Source organism: Tardiphaga sp. 709, assembly GCF_032401055.1.
Classification (GTDB): Bacteria; Pseudomonadota; Alphaproteobacteria; order Rhizobiales; family Xanthobacteraceae; genus Tardiphaga.
On record NZ_CP135529.1, the window covers coordinates 3,954,404 to 3,975,722 of the forward strand.

General features: G+C 62.3%; 19 protein-coding genes. 8 read left to right on the forward strand and 11 right to left on the reverse strand.

The genetic code is table 11. From position 1 onward, the window contains the following. Positions 1-69 precede the first annotated feature (69 nt). Together RSO67_RS19310 and RSO67_RS19315 are read right to left on the reverse strand one after the other, a co-directional pair. Positions 70-711: a response regulator transcription factor gene (locus RSO67_RS19310; protein ID WP_315840156.1), complete on the reverse strand. Its 642-nt coding sequence runs from the start codon at positions 709-711 to the stop codon at positions 70-72. After that, positions 704-2,209 (reverse strand): sensor histidine kinase, encoded by a 1,506-nt coding sequence (locus RSO67_RS19315; protein WP_315840157.1) that lies wholly within the window; start codon positions 2,207-2,209, stop codon positions 704-706. The genes RSO67_RS19310 and RSO67_RS19315 overlap by 8 nt, the downstream gene beginning before the upstream one ends. A 266-nt stretch (positions 2,210-2,475) precedes the next feature. Between RSO67_RS19315 and RSO67_RS19320 the strand changes: the two genes are divergently transcribed. The 3 genes from RSO67_RS19320 (at position 2,476) to RSO67_RS19330 (ending at position 4,686) form a co-directional block, all read left to right on the forward strand. After that, on the forward strand, positions 2,476-3,033 hold the full coding sequence (locus tag RSO67_RS19320) for an AraC family transcriptional regulator (protein WP_315840158.1): 558 nt from the start codon (positions 2,476-2,478) through the stop codon (positions 3,031-3,033). A 180-nt stretch (positions 3,034-3,213) separates the two neighbouring features. Further along, positions 3,214-3,477, forward strand: a complete 264-nt coding sequence (locus RSO67_RS19325; protein ID WP_315840159.1) for a hypothetical protein — start codon at positions 3,214-3,216, stop codon at positions 3,475-3,477. A 189-nt stretch (positions 3,478-3,666) separates the two neighbouring features. Continuing rightward, positions 3,667-4,686: a carbon-nitrogen hydrolase family protein gene (locus tag RSO67_RS19330; RefSeq protein WP_315840160.1), complete on the forward strand. Its 1,020-nt coding sequence runs from the start codon at positions 3,667-3,669 to the stop codon at positions 4,684-4,686. On the opposite strand, the gene RSO67_RS19335 is transcribed toward RSO67_RS19330, so the two are convergent. The 8 genes from RSO67_RS19335 to RSO67_RS19370 form a co-directional block, all read right to left on the reverse strand. Further along, positions 4,683-5,630, reverse strand: a complete 948-nt coding sequence (locus RSO67_RS19335) for an acetamidase/formamidase family protein (protein ID WP_315840161.1) — start codon at positions 5,628-5,630, stop codon at positions 4,683-4,685. The genes RSO67_RS19330 and RSO67_RS19335 overlap by 4 nt on opposite strands. 14 nt (positions 5,631-5,644) lie before the next feature. Next, on the reverse strand, positions 5,645-6,421 hold the full coding sequence (locus RSO67_RS19340; protein WP_315840162.1) for an ABC transporter permease: 777 nt from the start codon (positions 6,419-6,421) through the stop codon (positions 5,645-5,647). Beyond that, positions 6,418-7,260, reverse strand: coding sequence for an ABC transporter ATP-binding protein (locus RSO67_RS19345; protein WP_315840163.1), 843 nt, complete (start codon positions 7,258-7,260; stop codon positions 6,418-6,420). The genes RSO67_RS19340 and RSO67_RS19345 overlap by 4 nt, the downstream gene beginning before the upstream one ends. 4 nt (positions 7,261-7,264) lie before the next feature. Next, a complete protein-coding gene (allB, locus tag RSO67_RS19350) occupies positions 7,265-8,692 on the reverse strand; it encodes an allantoinase AllB (protein WP_315840164.1) in 1,428 nt (475 codons plus the stop codon). Between the two features lie 14 nt (positions 8,693-8,706). Then, positions 8,707-9,501 (reverse strand): SDR family NAD(P)-dependent oxidoreductase, encoded by a 795-nt coding sequence (locus tag RSO67_RS19355; protein ID WP_315840165.1) that lies wholly within the window; start codon positions 9,499-9,501, stop codon positions 8,707-8,709. 168 nt (positions 9,502-9,669) lie between these two features. Then, positions 9,670-10,719 carry an ABC transporter substrate-binding protein gene (locus RSO67_RS19360; RefSeq protein ID WP_315840166.1) on the reverse strand — a complete coding sequence of 350 codons (1,050 nt, stop codon included), beginning with the start codon at positions 10,717-10,719 and terminating at the stop codon, positions 9,670-9,672. A 208-nt stretch (positions 10,720-10,927) separates the two neighbouring features. Then, a complete protein-coding gene (locus RSO67_RS19365) occupies positions 10,928-12,385 on the reverse strand; it encodes an amidohydrolase family protein (RefSeq protein ID WP_315840167.1) in 1,458 nt (485 codons plus the stop codon). Beyond that, positions 12,385-13,437, reverse strand: coding sequence for an ABC transporter substrate-binding protein (locus tag RSO67_RS19370; RefSeq protein ID WP_315840168.1), 1,053 nt, complete (start codon positions 13,435-13,437; stop codon positions 12,385-12,387). The genes RSO67_RS19365 and RSO67_RS19370 overlap by 1 nt, the downstream gene beginning before the upstream one ends. A gap of 165 nt (positions 13,438-13,602) precedes the next feature. Between RSO67_RS19370 and RSO67_RS19375 the strand changes: the two genes are divergently transcribed. Beyond that, positions 13,603-14,511 carry a LysR family transcriptional regulator gene (locus tag RSO67_RS19375; protein ID WP_315840169.1) on the forward strand — a complete coding sequence of 303 codons (909 nt, stop codon included), beginning with the start codon at positions 13,603-13,605 and terminating at the stop codon, positions 14,509-14,511. A gap of 88 nt (positions 14,512-14,599) precedes the next feature. Then, positions 14,600-16,225 carry an ABC-F family ATP-binding cassette domain-containing protein gene (locus RSO67_RS19380; RefSeq protein ID WP_315840170.1) on the forward strand — a complete coding sequence of 542 codons (1,626 nt, stop codon included), beginning with the start codon at positions 14,600-14,602 and terminating at the stop codon, positions 16,223-16,225. 45 nt (positions 16,226-16,270) lie between these two features. Here RSO67_RS19380 and RSO67_RS19385 read toward each other — a convergent pair whose 3' ends face one another. Beyond that, positions 16,271-16,747 carry an Lrp/AsnC family transcriptional regulator gene (locus RSO67_RS19385; protein WP_309940907.1) on the reverse strand — a complete coding sequence of 159 codons (477 nt, stop codon included), beginning with the start codon at positions 16,745-16,747 and terminating at the stop codon, positions 16,271-16,273. Positions 16,748-16,813: 66 nt separating this feature from the next. Here RSO67_RS19385 and alr point away from each other — a divergent pair, with 66 nt between their 5' ends. The 3 genes from alr (at position 16,814) to RSO67_RS19400 (ending at position 21,214) form a co-directional block, all read left to right on the forward strand. Next, a complete protein-coding gene (gene alr, locus RSO67_RS19390) occupies positions 16,814-18,064 on the forward strand; it encodes an alanine racemase (RefSeq protein ID WP_315840171.1) in 1,251 nt (416 codons plus the stop codon). Continuing rightward, a complete protein-coding gene (locus RSO67_RS19395; RefSeq protein WP_315840172.1) occupies positions 18,061-19,314 on the forward strand; it encodes a D-amino acid dehydrogenase in 1,254 nt (417 codons plus the stop codon). The genes alr and RSO67_RS19395 overlap by 4 nt, the downstream gene beginning before the upstream one ends. A gap of 262 nt (positions 19,315-19,576) precedes the next feature. Then, positions 19,577-21,214, forward strand: coding sequence for a choline dehydrogenase (locus tag RSO67_RS19400; protein ID WP_315840173.1), 1,638 nt, complete (start codon positions 19,577-19,579; stop codon positions 21,212-21,214). The last annotated feature ends 105 nt before the right edge of the window (positions 21,215-21,319 follow it).

A 21,319-nucleotide genomic window follows, 5' to 3' on the forward strand; every position in this document is an offset into this window, starting at 1 on the left:
ACCCCAGTGTTGAGCCGTTTCGCCTAGAATACTGTCAAATATCGCTGTGCAGCGAAATCATACTGAGGTTTATCGGGAGGTACCCGGGGCTGGTTTCATGCCGATGGCCTCGGCCATGCGCACCAGAGAGGCGAAGGATTTTGCATCCATCTTCTTCATCATCTTGCCGCGATGGATCTTAACCGTAATTTCGCTGAGGTTCAGCTTTGCGGCGATCTGCTTGTTCAGCAGCCCCGCGGTGGCCAATTCCATCACCTCGCGTTCCCGCGCACTCAAAGTGCCGAAACGCTCCTTGATATCGGCCAGTCCATCGCGCTCTTGCCGCGCCTTGCGGTCGCGCTCCACGGCGCCGGCGACGGCATCGAGCATTTCCTGGTCGCGAAACGGCTTGGCGAGAAAGTCGACGGCGCCGGCCTTCATAGCGCGGACCGTCATCGGCACATCGGCATGGCCAGTCATGAACACGATGGGCGTATTGCCGCCGAGATCCGCAAGACGCTTCTGAAAATCGAGGCCGCTGACGATCGGCAGTCGGATATCGAGGACAAGACAGCTGGCCCTGGTGAGAATGTCGCTCTCGAGAAGCTCGACCGCCGAGGAGGCGAAACTGACTTCATATCCAACCGAGCGCAGCAGACTGCCAACCGCAGTGCGGATGGCGGCTTCGTCGTCCACGACGACGACCAAAGGTGCTTCTGCGTCGTTAGGCAAGGTTGCCGGGTCCTTCTGCGGTGGCTGTCGGTATCATGAAATGAAAGGTGGTTCCACCACTCTCGTTTCGTTCCGCCCAGATACGCCCGTGATGCGACTCGATGATGGATCGGGAGATCGAGAGGCCGACGCCCATCCCCTCGGCCTTTGTCGTGAAGAACGGCGCGAACAGGCGTTGCATATGGTCGTCCGGTATACCCGATCCTGAATCACGCACCGAGACGAGAATTCCCCGCGTCGCGTCGAATGCCGACCACACTTTCAGCTCTTTCGTCGCGGTCGCCTTCATGGCGTGGACGGCGTTGTTGACGAGATTCATCAGCACCTGCTGAAGCTGTACTTCGTCGCCGGCGATGGTGGGCAGATCGGGTGTCAGGTCGAGGACTGCTGAAATCTGGTGCTGTGCCAGATCGCGCTGAACCATCGCCAGTACCTGCGTGACAATGGCGTTGACGTCGACCGGCCCGCGCGCCAACTCGCCCTTCACGGCGAGCGACCTCAGCCGGTGAATGATGTCGCCGGCCCTGCGGCCCTCCTGCACGACTTCCTTGAGGCAGGCCGTGGTTTCGCCGAGATCGGGCCGCTCCCGCGATAGCCAGCGCAAGGCCGCCTCTGCGTTGGTCACCACGGCGGCAAGTGGCTGATTGACCTCGTGGCCGATCGATGCCGTCAAGGCACCCAAGGTCGCGATGCGCGACACGCGGGTAAGTTCTGCGATGCTCTGCTGGAGTGCTTGCTCGGCTGCGATCTTGGCGGTGACATCGAGCGAATTGATCAGGACGGAGCGAGACCGATCGGCGGGGAAGGTTGCCGTGACGATGGTGGTGCGCAACTCGCCGTTGACGGCACGGATGGCCACTTCAATCGTGAATGAGCTTTCTCCCGCAAGAAATGCGAGCAGGATTTCGCGAAAGGCGACCAAAGTCTCCGGCTCGAGTGCTGCATCCCAGGACTGCTGAACGTTCTTCTGGTCGAGATCGCCGATTAATTGCTTTGCGGCGTCATTCGCGTCGAGGGTCCGGACGAGAAACAGGCAATGCTTGAGGAAGCCCTCATTGGCGATGAAGTAATCGCGCAACCGGGGAATGCCTTGTTGCAGGATTGGCGCGCAGGCATTGGCCGCTTCCGTGAAGTCCTGCTCCCAGATGGCAACACTCGTGCCCTGAAAGATGTTGCGATAGCGCTCTTCGCTCTGCCGAAGCCTCGCGTCCGACATCCTGATCTGGACGCAGAGCACGGCAGCGATGGCAATGGCGAGCGCGCTGACGGCGCCGCGCAGCATTGCTCCCTCATTGGGGTCGTTCGCGTGGCCGATTAGATAACCGAGGATTGTCAGGCCGATGCAACCGAGGGCGATCAGGATGATGCCCGTGACATTGGTGAAACGGAGCGCCATCAGCAGCACGACGATATAAAGCGCCGCGACGGCGATCTCGAATGTGCTGAAGGCGTCGAACGCGAAAATGCCTGCGGCAAGGATAGCTGTCGCAACGGCCATGGGCAGCTGTGAGGGTCGTTGCACCCGATCAGAATTGGTCATTTGAGCCGTAAAATAGGAAGCAGGGCATGCGTCCTGCGGGGAATGGCGAAGTCGTCCGAAGTCGGTGGCGTCTCGCCCGGGATAAACCTTGGTATAGGGCGGGATTACCTTCGTTTCTTGAATCTCTATCCTCGTAGAATGGTTAGCGCGGCCGGAATCTCTCATCCTTGGATCGTCGAAGTCATCGCGATGTCGATGGCATTCACCACCCAAAGGAGACCGATATGCTGCTCGATTCACAGTCCCAGAATTCTGACTCGTTTGCCGGTGTATTGTCTGACGCAAGTTCTACGACGGTCGCCCAGCTCCTGCTAGATGCACGGCAGGCGATCGGATCGGATGTCGGTGCGGCTCTTCGCTGCATCAAGCAGGCTGCATCGCTGCTCGAGGCGCCCTCCCAACCGTCGCCCGTCAGCCCCGCGAGAGGCGGCCTCGCTCGCTGGCAGGCGGAGCGAATCAGGCGCCACATTGATTCAAATCTGGATGAAGTGATCCAAGTATCGGATCTCGCGAGTATCGCTCGCCTGAGTTGCGGTTACTTCTCAAATGCGTTCAAGACCACGTTCGGCCAGTCTCCCCATGCCTATATCGTCTCCCGCCGTCTGACGCGTGCGATGGAGCTGATGACATCCAGCGGCAAGTCACTCTGCGAGATCGCCATCGATTGCGGCTTCTCCGATCAGGCCCACATGTGCCGCCAGTTTCGCCGCGCGACCGGGGCTAGTCCCAACGCCTGGCGCCGCGACAACATGATGATGTCCGCACTCGCAACACAGCAGTGATGCTCCTCGGGGAGTATCCAGAAACGGGCCATGGGCGCTTGCATGATCGTCCCCGCCTTTGACGAATAGTTCGCATCGACGTTCTACCCGAAGATATCTCGCTACCCCAACCATGATGAAAGGATCGCTCAAATGTCTGCGCGCAAGACGATGATAAAATCGGCCCGGCGGTGGCTCTTGGTGCCCGCGTCCGTGGCTTTCGTGATGTTGACCTCCATGGCGGAGAGCTCCGCGGCATCGGACAAGGCCTATCGCTGGATCGGAGATCCCCGATTGGCGACCGATATCAGCGCAGCCCGCCGCGTGCAGCGACGTGTCCATGCTCCCGCCCGCGTGACTGTTCCTTCCGTTGCTCCGTCGGTGCGGCCGATGGATTCCTATGCGAGTGCGCCGGCCAGCTATGGCTACGGTATCGGCGACAACTCCCGCAATCAGACGTGGTGAAGCGAGGTGCCGACCTAGGCCCGGCCGATCCTCGAAGCATAGTGGTCCGTGCAGCCCGGGTTGCAGAAATGCCCCGTGGTCCCGCGGCCCCGAATGGATAGGTTCCTCCTCGAACATGGTTCAGCGACGTTTCCGGGCCTTCCGACGAGCCTGAGACATCGCCGCATCGATGCAAGAGGAAGAATGACGATGTCGTCACAGGTTAAAGTCGCTGCGGTCCATGCTGCGCCGGTATTTCTCGATCGCGCGGCGACCACGGCGAAGGCGATTTCGATCATTCGCGAGGCTGCCGCCGCAGGCGCGCAGCTGATCGCTTTTCCCGAGACCTATATCCCGGCGTTTCCGGTCTGGGCGGCGCTGTGGGCGCCGATCGAGAATCACGATCTGTTCGTGACGATGGCCGAGCAGTCGGTGTCGATCGCCGGTCCGGAAATGGCCGCCTTGCGCAACGAGGCGCGGGCGCTTGGCGTGACCGTCTCGATGGGCATCAGCGAGAGTTCGCCGGTCAGCGTCGGGCTGATCTGGAACAGCAATGTCCTGATCGGGCCCGACGGCAACATTCTCAATCATCACCGTAAGCTGGTGCCGACCTTCTATGAGAAGCTGATCTGGGCTGCCGGTGATGGCGCAGGTCTGCGCGTTGCCGATACGCCTGTGGGTCGCGTCGGGAACCTCATCTGCGGTGAGAACACTAATCCGCTGGCACGCTATACGCTGATGGCGCAGGCCGAGCAGATTCACATTTCGAGCTGGCCGCCGATGTGGCCGACGCGCCGCCCGAGCAGCGGTGGCAATTTCAACAATGTCGCCGCCAATCGCATTCGCGCCAGCGCGCATTCGTTTGAGGCCAAAGCCTTCGGCATCATCACCGCCGGTTATATGGACAAGGCGATGCGCGACTTCCTGATCGCGCGGGATGCCGATGTGGTCGATGTGATCGATCGCACGCAGCGCGCCGCCAGCTTCTTCGTCGACCCGACCGGCGAAGTGCTCGGCGACATGCTGCAGGACGAGGAGGGCATCGCCTATGCCGAATTCGACCTGCGCCGCTGCATCGAGCCGAAGCAGTTTCACGACGTGGTCGGTTACTACAATCGCTTCGACGTGTTCGATCTGACCATCAATCGCAAGCGTCTGGTGCCTGCGACCTTCGTCGATCAGCTTGAAGACGAAGAGACCACTCCGGAGCCGGTCGAACGCGCGGTCTAGCGCTTCGACTGGTTCAGCACCGCATGCGGCATCATCACATGGATGCCTTTGTCGAGATTGACCAGCTGGGTGACGCGGACATCGGCGGCGAGACTGCAGAGCATATAGGCATCGTCGGGCGTCAGCGTCGTGCGTGCGACGATCATGCTAACCATCCTGCGGAGCGCGATACGCGCGGCTTCGTCGAGATCAGCATCGAAGGCCATCGAGATGAGGTGATCCTTCGTCTCGGCATAGGGGGCCTCCAACTGCGCATTCTTGACGAGATTGATCTTGAACGTGCCGGTGAGGCCGGTCTCGACGGCGGTCACACAGACTTCGCCGTCGCCCTGCACGGCATGGCCGTCGCCGCACGAGAATAAGCCGCCCTCGGTCCAGACAGGAAGATAGAGAACGCAGCCTGCGCCGAGCTCCTTGTTGTCGATATTGCCGCCAAAATGCGAGGGCATTGTCGTGCTGACCCGGCCAACCGCAGGTTTCGGCGCGGTGCCCATCACGCCGAAGAACGGCCGCGCCTTTAGCGTAATGCCCCATGGCGTCCTCACCACGCCATTGGCTCGATCAAGTCCGATATGGACGCGGCGGAAATAGTCGAAGTCGTCGGGCAGCGTGCCCATGCCGGGCTTGAAGAGCGTATAGCCCCAGTCATCCGCGAGCTGGACATCAAGGATCTCGACACGCAATGCGTCACCCGGTTGGGCGCCGCGCACGGCGACAGGACCGGTGAGGATATGCGGCCCGAGTTCTGGCGTGACGGCATCCAGGATGGCGACAAGTTCGGGGCGGATGGTCATGCCCACTTCTGTCGGGAGGTTCTCGCGTGTGCCGCTTACGCTTGTGATCGTGATCATTTCGCCGGGATCAATGGTCGCGATCGGCTTCAGCGTGGCGTCAAAATAGCCCCAATGTACGGTCGTTGGGCTCGGAAGCAGTGTCTGCGTCATGGAATGTCCTGTGTTCAGCCGCCAGAGGCGAAACTGTCGCTGCGCACGGCCCAGCCGGTGACGCGCGCCTCGATCAGCGAGAACACAATATACAAACCGACGCCCAATGCAGCCAGAATGAATAGGCCGGCGAACACCAGCGGCACATCGAAGCTGGACGACGCGATCATCATCAGATTGCCGATGCCGCGATTGGAGGCCACGGTCTCCGAAATCACCGTGCCGACGAAAGCCAGCGTCGCAGCCACCTTCAATGAGGCGAAGAAGTACGGCATGGTGCGCGGCAGGCCCACATTCCACAGAATTTCCAGCTTGGTCGCGCGCAGTGTCTTCATGACATCCTGCAATTCGGGCTCCGTCGCCGCAAGGCCGGTGGCGACGTTCACGACGATCGGGAAGATGCACATGATCATCGCGGTGAGGATCGCCGGCACGGTGCCCGCACCGAACCACAGCACGAAGATCGGCACCACCGCGACTTTCGGGATCGATGAAAATCCCACCAGCATCGGATAGGCGACGTCATAGGCCAGCTTCGACGAGCCGATCAGCATGCCCAGCAGAATGCCGATCGCGATGCCGAAGCCGAACCCAACCATGGTTGTGTACAGCGTCTGCAGTGCATGGGGCCAAATCGCGGGGAAGCGCATCCACAGCGTCGCCAGCACTTGGCTCGGCCTTGGCAGCACGATATCCGAGACATGGAACATCAGGCACAGCAATTCCCACAGTACGAAGAAGCCGATGATGCAAGCGGTGGACATGACCTGGCGGCGGACGCGTTCGCTCATGACACGATCTCCTGAACGGCGCGAGCCGCGACGATGCGCTGGCGCAGGCGCTGGGTCAGCGTGACGAAATCCGGCTCGAACGACACGTCGATGGTGCGCGGCCGCGCGAACGGCACCGCGCTGTCATCGACGATCCGACCGGGCCGCGCCTGCATCACACAGATGCGCGAGGCGAGATAGGCGGCTTCCTTGAGGTCGTGAGTCACCAGCAGCACCGTCGGGCGCTTCTCGATCCAGAGATTCTGCATGATCTCCCACAATTCCTCGCGGGTGAACTGGTCGAGCGCGCCGAATGGCTCGTCGAGCAGCAGCAAGGTCGGATCATGAATCAGCGCCCGGCACAGCGAGGCACGCTGCTGCATGCCGCCGGAGAGCTGCCAGGGAAACTTGTCGCCGAAGCCGCCGAGGCCGACCTGCGTCAGAGAGGCCTCGACGCGGTCGCGATATTCGGTCTTGCGCTTGGCGCCGAACGCTTCCTTGAACGGCGGCACGATCTTGAGCGGCAGCATCACATTGTCGCGTATGTTCAGCCACGGCAGCAGCGTGGGGTTCTGGAACGCCATGCCGATCCGTGCCGCGCCCGCGCCGATTTCGCGGCCGGCAACGAACACGTTGCCCTGGGTCGCATTCAGCGTGCCGGCCACCAGTTTCAGAATCGTCGACTTGCCGCAGCCGGACGGACCGACCAGGGCGACGAATTCGCCCTTGTCTATGCGTAGCGAGGTCTCGGCCAGCGCGGTCACGGCGTTCTTCGCCGTGCCGAAGGTGACGTGCACCTTTTCGAGCTCGATCACATTGTCCACAGCGCGGGGCTTTGGGTGGGCGAGCGGTGCGTTCATCGGGTCAGGCTTTCTGCACGGAGGTGATCGCGGCCATGGTCGAGTCGGTGTTGGCCGGCATCGCCGGCGGCATCTGCTGGATCGCATGCACCGATTGCCCGGTGCCGCGGGCTTCCTCTTGCAAGATCCGGTCCTTCATCACGAAGCGGCCGCGCACGATGGTATGGATCGGCAGTGCCGAGGCCTTGCGGCCATGCCACGGCGAAATCTTCGCGCGCGACTGGATCATCGCGTCGTCGACGGTCCATTCGCGCTTGAGATCGACGATGGCGATATCGGCATCGGACCCCACCGTCAGCGTGCCCTTGCGGGGATACAGGCCCCAGATTTTGGCGGGGCTCTCGGCGCTCCAGCGCACGTAGTCGTTGATGGTGGCGCGGCCCTTGTTGATCTCGGTCAGCATCAGCGGCATCTGGGTCTCGACGCCCGGAAAGCCGCAGTCGACCGTCCAGATATCCGGCCGGGTCTTCTCGTCTGGTGCATGTGGCGCATGGTCCGTGGCGATCATGTCGACCGTGCCATCCATCAGCGCGTTCCACAGCGGCTGCTGGTTGGCCTTCTCGCGCACCGGCGGATTGACGCGCACGACGCCGCCGAATTTTTCGTAATCGGTCTCCGACAGCAGCAGATATTGCGGGCAGGTCTCGCCGGTAATGTCGACACCCCGCGCCTTGGCTTCGGCCAGCGGCTGCAGTTCTGCAGCAGACGAGATGTGCAGCACGTGGATGCGCGCACCGGTCCATTCGGCGAGGATCGCCGCGCGAGCCACGGCCTCGACGGCGACCACGGCGGGTCGTGCTGCCAGATGCGCGATCGGCTCGATGCGTCCGCTGGCACGCAGCCGTGCTTCGCGGCGCTCCATGATGGAATTGGTCTCGGCATGCAGCGAGATGCGCTTGCCGGTCGGCGCGACGACCTCGAAGGCTTCCAGCATCGCGCCGGTGGTCGGCGAGGGGATGCGCCCGAAGGTGTTGCCCATATAGAGCTTGAAGCCGATCACGCCGCCGTCGATCAGGGCGGGGACATGTTCGATGCTGTCTTCGCCCAGCACCGCATAGAGCCCGTAGTCGACATAGGCCTTGGCAGAAGCGATCTTGTGCTTGTCGGCCAGCGCTTCCGCATTGTTGATGGTCGGCAGCGTGTTGGGCATGTCGAACACGGTGGTGACGCCGCCAAAGGCCGCCGCAGCAGTGCCGCTGGCAAAGTCTTCCTTCTGCGGATAGCCGGGATCGCGGAAATGCACGTGCACGTCGATCGCGCCGGGCAGAATATGAAGGCCTGTGGCGTCGAGTATCTGCGTCGCCGGCGGCATCGCCTCCGGCGCGCCGATAGCGTGGATCACGCCGTCCTTGATGGCGATGCTAGCCTTGTAACTTGCATCGGGCGATACGATGGTGCCGCCATTGATGACCAGATCAACCTTGTCGCCCACGTTTGCCCCCTCGCTCACAGCATTGCCCAACCGCCATCGACCGGCAGGTCGACGCCGGTAATCTGGCGCGAGACGTCGCTGGCCAGAAACAGACAGGCATTGGCGACGTCGGCATCGACGGTGACGCGGCGCAGCGCGTAGTCCATGGCGTGGCGCTCGGCGGCTTCCTGTTCGGTGATGCCAAGCTTCAGCGCCATATCGCGGCAGACCTTGTCACGAAAACGCGGGCCATCGACCATGCCAGGCGCCACGCAATTGACGTTGATGTTGTGCGGGCCGACCTCGAGCGCGAAGCTCTTGGTGATGCCGCGCAGACCCCATTTCGAGGCCGAGTAGGCCATCCGGCCGGCGCGGCCGCGCATGCCGAAGGTGCCGCCAACATTGACGATCTTGCCGTAGCGCTGATCGATCATGGTCGGCAACGCCGCGCGCATGGAGTGGAAGCAACCGTTCATATTGAGCGTGACGATCTCGTCGAATTCCTCCGGCGTGGTCTGCACCCCCGTTTTGCCGATCGGGCCGGAGCCGCCGGCGACATTGACAAGAATGTCGATGCGACCGCCGAACGCCGCCTTGGTCCTCTCCGCCGCGGCCTCGCATTGCTCGTACTTCGTGAGATCGCAGGGGATGACGATCACCTCGCCGCTCTTGGCTTTCACCTCGGCAGCAACCGGCTCGATGGCCGAGGTATCGCGGCCCAGCAGCGCCAGCTTGCAGCCTTGTTCGGCAAAGGCGTGGGTGATGGAGGCGCCCATACCCTTGGCGGGCCCTGTGATCATGACGACGCGGTTTTCGAGGGAGAGTTTCATAGGCTGTCCTTTTTTGTCGAATGTCTAGTCTCAGTCCTCATCCTGAGGAGCGGCGCCCTTGCGCTGCGTCTCGAAGGATGCTGATCCGCCCGCCCCATGGTTCGAGACGGCGCCCAAGAGGGCGTCTCCTCACCATGAGGCTGCCTCGGAGTTGAGGCTGCTGGGGAGTTACATCGCTGCCTTGATGGCCGTTGGGCGATCGGCCAGCGGCGGCATGAAGCTGCGGTCGAATACGTCGCCGACCTTTGGCGTGCGTGGCAGTTCCTTGGCGCTGACGAGGATATCGATCGCCTTGCTCATGCGTTCGTCGCTGATGTCGCCATGGCCGATCTTTGAAATTTCCGGCGAAGTCATTTCGTCGGACAGCGTGGCTTCCAGGCGCGCGCGCTCAATCTCTGGCTTGATCAGTGGTTCGCGCTTCTGCACGGCCTCGATGGCGGCTTTGGGATCGGCCATGGCATCCTTGACGCCGCGGTTGAGCGCCTTGAGGAAGCCCTTCACGGCGTCGGGGTTTTCCTTGGCAAACTTGCGCGAGACGATGATGGCGTTGGAATACAGATCCATGCCGTAGTCGCCGAACTTGATGAAGCGAATCTCCTTTTCAGGATCGATGCCGATCAACCTGGCGCTGAAGCGGATGGTGGTGATGTAGCCGAACACGCCATCGACCTGATCCTTCATCAGCATCTGTTCGCGCAGGTTCGGCTGCATGTTGGTAACCTCGACCTTGGTGCAGTCGATCTTGGTCGCTGCGCAGAGTGCCGGGAACAGCTTCAGCGCGCCGTCGTTGGCCGCACCGCCCAGCTTTCGTCCGATGAAATCAGCGGGGGTCTTGATTGGGCTATCGGCTTTCACGGCCACGGTGAAAGGCGGGCGGTTATACATCTGGTAGACGCCGATCGGTGCTTCGTCCGGCTTCCTGGCGGCAAGTTCGATCAACGCATTGATGTCGCCGAACCCCATGTCATAGGCGCCGTTGGCCACCTGCGGCACCGCCGCACCGGAGCCGTTACCCTGGTCGAAACTGACGTCGAGACCTTCCGCTTTGAAGTAGCCGCGATCCTGCGCGAGGAAGAACATGCCCTGCGGACCTTCATACTTCCAGTTCAGGACCATCTTGATCCTGGTGTCGGCCTGCGCGGCGACAAACGATCCGGCCGTCACGATCAGTGTCAGGGCAAGCGTCTGCAATCCACGAAATGCATGGCGTCCGGTCATCGGTGTGTTCCTGTTGAGAAGAGTGACACGATCGGCCGGTGGGGTGTCTCTGCCTGCGGCCGCCCTCAGGAGCAAAGTTAAACCTATCCGAGTGAACTTATCTGCTGCTATCTTTTTGCTTAAGCGGTGCAAAAAAGGCCTCACTCGGAATCGTCCAGATAACGCGTTGCTCGGGCCGGCGCTTGCAGAACTGCGAGGCGCAGGCGCGTCAGCAGCATCCGCAAAAGCTTGCGGCAATCACGCCGTCGAGCGCACCGAGGGCCCCAGCCAGGTTCTGGCCAGAGGGCATGCCAGCGCGCATCTGCGCCAGAATCTCCTGCCGCGCAGCCGTGAAGTCGATCCCGGCGACATGCCCATCGCGCACGATCGTGTGGCCGGCGACGATCACCTCCCGGATATGGCGCGCGGTTACCCGCGAGAACAGGAGATTGATCGGGTCGAGATCGCTGCGCAGCGCGTCGTCGTTGAGGGCGTTCCAGTCCAGCAGCAGCATGTCCGCATCGGCGCGGTCGCGCAGGCCGCCGTCGCTGGCGATATTGGTGACGGCGAAGCGGCCGTTGCTTACGCTTTCATGCAGCGCCCGGTGGCGGGTCACGACTTGATCGAAACCGCTGCCGGCATGGAGCAGATGTGACAATCGGAGCTCACGCAGTGCATCGTTGTCGTCGTCGAATGCTTTGCCGTCGATGCCGAGGGCGATCCGGCATCCGGCGGTCCACATCCGGGTCATGGGAGCCAGGCCCGAATGCAGATGCAGGTTGGAGCTGGTATTGACCGAAATGACGACGCCCCGTTCGGCCAGGAGTTCGAGTTCATCGGGCCGGGCCCAGACGCAATGTGCCAGCGTCAGCCGCGGGGACAGCAGACCGATCTCGTCCAGCATGCGGACTACGCCGCCAGGATAGTTGGCGTCACACCAATGGCGTTGATACTTGGTCTCGAGCAGATGCATGTGGACGCGGCGGCCGGTGCGTGCCGAGGCTTCGGCGGTCGCCTGCAACAGCGCGTCGCTGCACCACTGCACGCCATTGGGACCATATTGCACATCGAATGTCGGGCCATCGGCGGCGGAGATAATCTCGTCCACTAGCGTGATGTAATCGCGCGGCGACAGCGGCGGACGCGTGAAGCGCTGCGCGATCTCCGCCCGAACGTCCGGCGGCAGCGCTGCCAGCACAGGTTCCGAGGGACCGTAGACCAAAGGATTGCGATCTCTCATTGCCACGGCGAGGCCGGCGCGCACGCCGACATCGCGTGCCGCGCGCGATACCTCGGCCAGTTCGGTCGGCAGATCAGTGAAGCCCTGCACGCGGGTATAATGGTTCATGACGATACCGGCGCCGCCCAGCGCGCTGCTGGCGAACGCGACGCAGGCCGCTACATAGGGATCGACCGCAGGAAACAATGCGAGATAGTGGATCCAGGACTCCAGCGGCTTGGCGTCGGCACCGATGGAGCTGGTCCGGACCGCGCGGCCGTGGTCGTGGGCATTGACCAAGGCGGGCAGTGCCACGGTCGACTCTGCTGCTTCAGTTGTCCGTGCGATCGACTGGATCTTGCCGCCCTGCAGCGCGATCACCTGCGCGCCGGGCATCGGCCCGTCCGGGCCAAGCACATGAGCGCAGGTGATGCGACGCGGCGCGCCGGTGGAGCGAGCCGTTGTCATTACGGCGCGATGGTCGGGGGAATCCGGTCGGGCTTGGCCGGCAGGAACGTATTGTTGAACACGTCGTCGGGCTTCGGTGTGCGCGGCAGTTCGAACGAGGTGACGATGGTGGAGATCGCTGAAGTCAGGCGCTTCTGATCGAGCTCGCCGAGGCCCAGATCCCCGACCTCTGGCGTGTTGATGAAGTTGTTGTAAACGTAGGTCAGGCGCCGCTTCTCGATATCCTTCTTGATCAGCGGTTCCTCGGTGGCGAGCAGGTCGATGGCGGTGTCCGGTGCCTGGACGGTTTCCTTGATCGAGCGGTTAATGGCGCGCAGCAGACCTTTCACCGCCTCCGGATGTTCCTTCAGCAGCTTCTGCGACACCATTACGCCGTTGGAATAGAGGTCGAGGCCGGCGTCAGAATAAAAATTCCAGCGGAAGTCCTTGTCGGGATCGACCTTGAGCGACACCAGGTTGAGATAGCTGGTGGCCGCGAACACCGCGATCGAATCCACCTGGCCCTGCAGCAGCATTTGTTCCTGCAAGGCCGGCGAAACCTGGAGAATGCTGATCTTGCTGTAATCGATGCCGTTCTGCTTGGCGAGCAGCGGCAGTAGTTTCAGCGACGCGCTCCCGGAGGGCGAAGCAAGCTTGGATCCCTCGAGATTCTTGAGAGTTTTGATCGGTCCATCCGCCTTGCTGAGCAGCGCGAACGGCGTCTTGTTATAGATCATGTAGACCATCACCGGTGCATCGTCCGGCTTGGTGGCGGCGTTCTGAATGATGGCGTTGATATCGCCGAAGCCGGCATCATAAGCGCCCGACATGATCCGCGTGACGGTCGCCGCCGAGCCTTCGCCCTGATCGATCGTCACGTCGAGATTTTCATCTTTGAAGTACCCCTTGGCCTTCGCCCAGTAGTACCACGCATGCAGACCCTGGATTTTCCAGTCGAGGGTGAACTTGATCTTGGTTGGCCCGGCAGCCTGGGCAAGAGTGAGCGTTCCTGCGGCTACGCCCAAGGCCAAGACGAGCGTCAGTAATCCACGAAGTGCCCGGCATTCGGTCATCGATGCTTTCCTGTTGCGAAACGTGACATGATTGGTCGGTGGGCGACGTCGCTCTCGCGACTATCTTCCTGCGTGAATCAGGATAGGCCTATCCGGGTGGCCACATCTGCTGCTATCTTTTCCAGTGACCGGTGTAAAAAAGGCATCACTCGAGAGGCGAGGGCAATGAGGCATCTGCGGTTGCTGACCCATGTGGTCGAAGTGGCCCGCACCGGCTCGATCCGTCGCGCCGCGGAACTGCTCAACTTGACACCCTCCGCGATGAACCGGCGCATTCAGGACCTCGAAGCCGAAATCGGCACGCCTTTGTTCGAGCGCCGGCCGCGGGGCGTGAAGCTGACCACCGCCGGCGAGATGTTCGTGCGCTACGCTCGCAGCCAGATTGCCGATGCCGAGCGGATGAGATCGCAGGTGGAGGATCTCAGAGGTCTGCGGCGCGGTCCGATCCAGATCGCCTGCAGCCAGGCGCTGGCGCTGGATTTTCTGGCGCTGCGCGTCGCTGCGTTCCAGAAGAAGCATCCGAAAGTGGTGTTCGACCTCAAGGTGATGGATCACGAGCGCGCGCTGGCCGCGCTGGCGGCTTACGACGTCGATCTCGCGCTGGTGCATCGCCCCACGATGTGGCCGTCGCTGCGTGTCATCGCCAGCATTCCCCAGCGTCTTGTGGTGATCACCCGCTCGGATCATCCGCTGGCAGCCAAGAAAATGCTGCGCCTCTCCGATTGTGTCGATTATCCCGCAGCCCTGCCGGATCGGACTTTGAGCGGTCGCCAGATTCTCGATGAGGTCACGACCCGGCGCGATCTGCGCCTCAACATGCTCGCGGAGTCAAACTCCTTCGAGATGCTGCGCGGGCTGGTGTTCCGCTGCGACATGATCTCGTTCCAGATCGAGATCGGGGCTCCCACCGGGAACCTCGGCATGGGGCTGGTCGGCCGCCCGATCGATACTCGCGATGTGCCCACCGCCGATCTGGTGCTGTGCCAGCTGCGCGGTCGCACGCTACCGGTAGCCGCGGCGACTTTCGCGGAAATCCTGATGAAGAGCCTGAACGAGATGCGGGCGGGCACCTAGTTCTTTTGCGGTGCAAAATATCCTTCCGTACGGGGCCCGGATGCCTTATTGGCAGGCCTAAATCCTGTCCCGTGAGCCCGTAGTTCCCATGATTCGCCTCGACAATATCAGCAAGCAGAACGGTCATCAGATCGTCTTCATCGAAGCCGCCGGCGCGCTGTTGAAGGGCGAGAAGATCGGCTTGGTCGGCCCCAACGGTTCCGGCAAGACGACCCTGTTCCGGATGGTCACCGGCCGTGAACTGCCCGATGAGGGGCAAGTGGTGGTCGAGCGCGGCGTCACCATCGGCTATTTCAGCCAGGATGTCGGCGAAATGGCGGGCCACAGCGCCGTCGCCGAGGTGATGGAGGGCGCCGGCCCGGTCGCCGTGGTCGCGGGCGAGTTGAAGGAATTGGAAACCGCGATGGCCGATCCGGATCAGGCCGACAATATGGACACCATCATCGAGCGTTACGGAGAAGTGCAGGCGCGCTTCGAGGAGCTTGACGGCTACGCGTTGGAAGGTCGTGCCCGCGAAGTGCTCGCCGGCCTGTCCTTTACGCAGGAGATGATGGACGGCGACGTCGGCAAACTTTCCGGCGGCTGGAAGATGCGCGTGGCGCTGGCGCGCATTCTGTTGATGCGGCCCGACGTGATGCTGCTGGACGAACCGTCGAACCATCTGGATCTCGAAAGCCTGATCTGGCTCGAAGGTTTCCTCAAGGGTTACGAGGGCGCGCTCTTGATGACCTCGCATGACCGCGAATTCATGAACCGCATCGTCACCAAGATCATGGAGATCGATTCGGGATCGCTGACGTCCTATTCCGGCGATTACGAATTCTACGAAGCGCAGCGCGCCATGAACGAGAAGCAGCAGCAGGCGCAGTTCGAGCGCCAGCAGGCGATGCTCGCCAAGGAGATCAAGTTCATCGAACGCTTCAAGGCCCGCGCGTCCCATGCCGCGCAGGTGCAGAGCCGCGTCAAGAAACTCGACAAGATCGAGCGCGTCGAGCCGCCGAAGCGCCGCGAGGTCGTGTCGTTCGACTTCCTGCCGGCGCCGCGCTCGGGCGAAGACGTCGTCAGCCTGAAAGGCATTCACAAGGCCTATGGCAGCCGCACGATTTACGAGGGGCTGGATTTCTCGGTGCGCCGCAAAGAGCGCTGGGCTGTGATGGGCATCAACGGCGCCGGCAAGTCGACGCTGCTGAAGCTTGTCACCGGCGCGGCCGAGCCCGACAACGGCAACGTCACCATCGGCGGCAGCGTCAAGCTCGGCTACTTCGCGCAGCATGCGATGGATCTGCTGGACGGCGAGCGCACGATCTTCCAGAATCTCGAAGACTCATTTCCGCAGGCGGGCCAGGGCACGCTGCGCGCACTCGCCGGCTGCTTCGGCTTCTCCGGTGACGATGTCGAGAAGCGCTGTCGTGTTTTGTCGGGTGGCGAGAAAGCGCGTCTGGTGATGGCCAAGATGCTGTTCGACCCACCGAATTTTCTGGTGCTTGATGAGCCGACCAACCATTTGGACATGGCCACCAAGGAAATGCTGATCAAGGCGCTCGCCGACTATGAGGGCACCATGCTGTTCGTGTCGCATGACCGCCACTTCCTGGCGGCGCTATCGAACCGCGTGCTCGAGCTGACGCCGGACGGCATCCAGCAATACGGCGGCGGCTATACGGAGTATGTCGAGCGCACTGGCCAGGAAGCGCCGGGTCTGCATCCGAATTAAGCGCGCCTGCTTCCTCTCCCCGCAAGCCGGGGGAGATAAGCAAGCTCAGCCCGTCAGCGCCGACAGCGAGACACCGCGCTTCACCACGCTGCGCATCGCGAAGCTTGAATGCAGCCGCGCCACGCCGGGCATCCGCGAGAGGTGCTGCTTGTGGATGCGCTCATAGTCCTCCATGTCGCGCGCCTGCACATGGACGAGATAGTCGTCATTGCCCGACATCAAGTAGCACGACACGACATCCGGACATTTGGCGATCTCGCGCTCGAAGGCCGACAGCGCGTCCTCGCTCTGCTTGTCCAGTGTGATGTGGACATGGACCGTCATCATGTAACCGAGTTCGGACGCGTCGATCTCGGCGGCATAGCCCTTGATCACGCCTTTCTTTTCCAGGGCCGTGAGACGTCGGGTACAGGCGGTGGGTGACAGGCCGACTTTCTCCGCCAGTGCCATCTGGCTGATCCGGGCATCCCGGACCACCTCGCGAAGGATCTTCCGGTCGGTCGAATCGAGGTCGCTTGCCATGGTTCTCGCCAAATTTTTGCAGGATTTCTCTACAAGGACGTGATTTTGCACCGATAATCACCGTTTATGACCCTAGCAGCGGCCGGAATCGCCGTAAAGCGCCATGCGGAAGGTGAGATACTGCCGCTGCGATCATTCGTGGCGGGGGATGTGATGCTGGCACCTTGGACAGGCGGAACGGGCGCGCGGCACGCGAGCGCGGTGCTGACCATCGACCTTGAAGGCATCTCACGCAATTACCGGCTATTGGCCGAGCGGGTCGGCCCTGGCGTCACCTGTGCCGGCGTCGTCAAGGCCGATGCCTATGGCCTCGGCGCCGATCGCGTCGCGCCGGCACTCTATCGGGCGGGCTGCCGCGCCTTCTTTGTCGCGCATCTCGACGAGGGGTTGGACCTGCAGACGCATCTGCCTCGGGACGTCGCGATCTATGTGCTCAACGGTCTGCCCTCAGGCGGCGAGCGTGACTGCGCCGAAGCCGGTATCGTTCCGGTGCTCAATTCGCGCGAACAGCTTGAAGCCTGGTCGGATCAGGCGCGGCAACGCGGCCGGATTCTGCCCGCGGTCGTTCAGGTCGATAGCGGCATGTCGCGGTTGGGGATGTCGCCACGCGAAATCGCCGACGTCGCCGGCAAGGACACCTCAGTTCTCGATATCCAGATGGTGATGAGCCATCTCGCTTGCGCCGACACGCCGGAGCATTCGGCCAATGCGCATCAGCTTGCAGCATTTCAGACGCTTGCCAAGCGCTTCCCCGCCGCGCGAAAATCTCTCGCCAACTCTTCAGGCATTTTCCTTGGCCGCAATTACCATCACGATCTCGTTCGCCCTGGCGCGGCGCTCTACGGTCTCAATCCCAATCCCGCGCAATGCAACCCGATGCTGCCGGTTGTCCGCCTCACCGCGCAGGTGATCCAGACCCGCGAGGTCGAGACCGATGCCCATGTCGGCTATGGCTGGAATTTCCGGGCGACCAAGGCGACACGGCTAGCGACATTGGCGATCGGTTACGCCGACGGTTTGCAGCGCGCCTTCGGCAATGGCGGCGCGGTCTATTTCCGCGGGCGCCGGCTGGCGGTTGCTGGGCGCGTATCGATGGACTCGCTGACGGTCGATCTTGGCGATCTGCCGCCCGGCATGTTGGCACGGGGATCGCAGGTCGAAATCATCGGCGGGCATCAGTCGCTTGACGCGCTGGCCGCAGCCGCGGGCACCATTGGCTATGAAATGCTGACCTCGCTGGGTCAGCGCTATGAGAGAATTTACTCGGATGAGATCGATGTGCGGTGGACCGCCCGGTCTGGAGGCACGGTGCGATGAAGGTTCTGGTTCTCGGCGCGGGCGTGATCGGCGTCACCACGTCCTATTATCTGGCCAAGGCAGGCCATGAGGTGACGGTGATGGACCGTCAGCCCGGCGCCGCACTGGAGACCTCGTTCGGCAATGCCGGCGAAGTCTCGCCCGGCTACGCCTCGCCCTGGGCCGGCCCGGGCGTGCCGAAGAAGGCGCTCGGCTGGATCATGGACAAATACGGCCCGCTGGTGGTGCGGCCACAGGCCGATCCGCACCAGTGGCGCTGGATGCTGCAGATGCTACGCAACTGCACCAGCGCGCGTTACGCGTTGAACAAGTCGCGCATGGTGGGCATCGCCGAATACAGCCGCGACCAGCTGCGCGCACTGCGCGCCGAAACCGGCATCACCTATGACGATCGCAGCCAAGGCACGCTGCAACTGTTCCGCAAACAGTCGCAGCTCGATGCCACCGGCGGCGATATCGACGTGCTCAAGCAATATGGCGTGCCCTATGAGGTGCTCGATCGTGCCGGCTGCGTGAAATATGAACCGGGCCTCGCCGGTGTGAAGGATCTGTTCGTCGGCGGTCTGCGTTTGCCCGAGGACGAAACCGGTGACTGCCATCTGTTTACGCAGCGGCTGGAAAAGATCGCAGCCGGGCTCGGTGTGAAATTCATCTATGAGACCACGATCAAGTCCGTGGATGTCACCGGCGGCCGGGTCGCGCAGGTGACGACCGACAAGGGTGTCTTCACCGCAGATAGTTACGTGATGGCGCTTGGCAGCTTCTCGCCGCTGTTGCTGCGTCCGCTTGGCATCGATGCGCCGGTCTATCCGGTGAAGGGCTATTCCCTCACCGTGCCGATCACCGACGAGAGCGTCGCGCCGCAGTCGACGATCATGGACGAAAGCTACAAAGTGGCCATCACGCGCCTTGGTGACCGCATCCGCGTCGGCGGCACCGCTGAAGTCGGCAATTATCATCCGGTACCCACTGCGCCGCGGAGGATGCCGCTCGATAAGTCGGTGACCGACCTGTTTCCGACCGCCGGCGATCTCTCGCGCTCGACCTTCTGGAGCGGCTTGCGGCCGATGACGCCGGATGGTCCGCCCATCGTCGGCCCGACGCATCTCGGCAATCTCCATCTCAACACCGGTCACGGCACGCTTGGCTGGACCATGGCCTGCGGCACCGCCCGCGTGCTGTCCGACCAGATCTCCGGCAAGGCGCCGGAGTTGGATGTCAAGGATCTGGCGATTAGCCGTTATAGCTGAGCAGGTTCTCAGCCTGTCGTCCCCGCGAAGGCGGGGACCCATAACCACGATCTGCGTGGTTGAAGCGGCAGAGGCGCCACCGCGGCGATCCCCTTATAACTGAAGCGTGTATGGGTCCCCGCCTTCGCGGGGACGACGCCGAGTTTGTCTCCGGCTCTTCGCATTGCGACGATTCTAGCCGCATGCGTGCCGTGCTTCCTTCCACGCCCATTTACATCCCCGTCATTTCCGTTTTCAGTTGCTGAAAACAATCGGGGGAAACATGAGCGGTCAAACTGCGTCGACGCATCGCGCGTCGGCTGATGCCATTGAGGCTGATTACATCATCGTCGGTGCCGGCTCGGCCGGTTGCGTGCTCGCCAATCGTCTGTCGGCCTCCGGCAAATATTCGGTGCTGCTGTTGGAAGCCGGCCCGAAGGATCGGAATATCTGGATTCACGTTCCGCTCGGTTACGGCAAGCTCTTCAAGGAGAAGTCCGTCAACTGGATGTATCAGACCGAGCCCGAACCGGGCCTCGATGGACGCTCGGTCTTCCAGCCGCGAGGCAAAGTGCTCGGCGGCTCCAGCTCCATCAACGGGCTGCTGTATGTGCGCGGCCAGCACGAGGATTACGACCGCTGGCGCCAGCTCGGCAATACCGGCTGGGGCTATGACGATGTGCTGCCCTATTTCAAGAAGGCCGAAAATCAGACCCGTGGGCCGAGCGAGTATCACGGCGTCGGCGGCCCGCTGCCGGTGTCGGATTCGCGTTGCCCCGACCCGTTGTCGGAAGCTTTCATCGCTGCAGCCGCCGAGACCGGCATTCCGGTGAACAACGACTTCAACGGTGCCACGCAGGAAGGCGCCGGCTGGTTCCAGACCACGACGAAAGGCGGCCGCCGCGCCTCGACCGCGCGGGCCTATCTGCGCCCGGCATTGAAGCAGGGCAATGTCCGCGTCGAGACCGAAGCACTGGCCCAGCGTATCCTGTTCGAAGGCAAGCGCGCGGTGGGCATCGAATTCAAGCAGCATGGCGTGGTGCGCAAGGCGCGCGCCCGCAAGGAAGTGCTTGTGTCGAGTGGCGCCTATAATTCACCGCAACTGCTGCAGCTCTCCGGCGTCGGTCCCGCCGATCTGCTCAAGGAACACGGCATCGAGGTCCTTCTTGATGCCCCCGGCGTCGGCAGTGATCTGCAGGATCATATGCAGGTCCGCATGGTGATGGAATGCCCGCAAAAGATCACGCTCAATGACTTCGTCAATCATCCCGTTCGCCGGGCGATGATGGGCCTCCAGTATGCGGCGTTCCGCACTGGTCCGCTGACCTATGCCGCCGGCACCACCGGGGCCTTCTTCAAGACCGATCCGCGCATGGCGTCGCCGGATATCCAGATCCACTTCCTGCCGTTCTCCACCGACAAGATGGGCGAGAAACTGCATCCGTTCTCCGGCTTCTCGGCCTCGGTCTGCCAGTTGCGCCCGGAAAGCCGCGGCTCGCTGCGCATCAAGAGCGCGGATCCCTCGGTGCCGCCAGCGATCCGCATCAACTATCTGGCGACCGAAACCGACCGTACGGCGAATGTCGAAGGGCTCAAGATTCTGCGGAAGATGCTGAATGCGCCGGCGATGAAGCCCTTCGTGACGAAGGAGGTCGAGCCCGGCCCGGGCACGGTGACCGATGAGCAATGGCTCGCTTATTGCCGCCAGCGCGGCAGCACGGTCTATCATCCGACCTCGACCTGCCGGATGGGCAATGATGCGAAAGCGGTGGTCGATCAGCGGCTGCGCGTGCGCGGGCTCGAAGGCTTGCGCGTCATCGACGCGTCGATCATGCCGGACCTGATGTCGGGTAACACCAACGCACCGGTGATCATGATCGCCGAGAAGGCGTCGGACATGATTCTGGAGGATGCGCGCTGAAGCTTACCTCTCCCCGTTCTTTACGGGGAGAGGTCGCCGCGTCTTCGCGGCGGGTGAGGGGCGTGGTACGTGATTTCAGCTTGGCGATCTCTCGCGGATCGCATC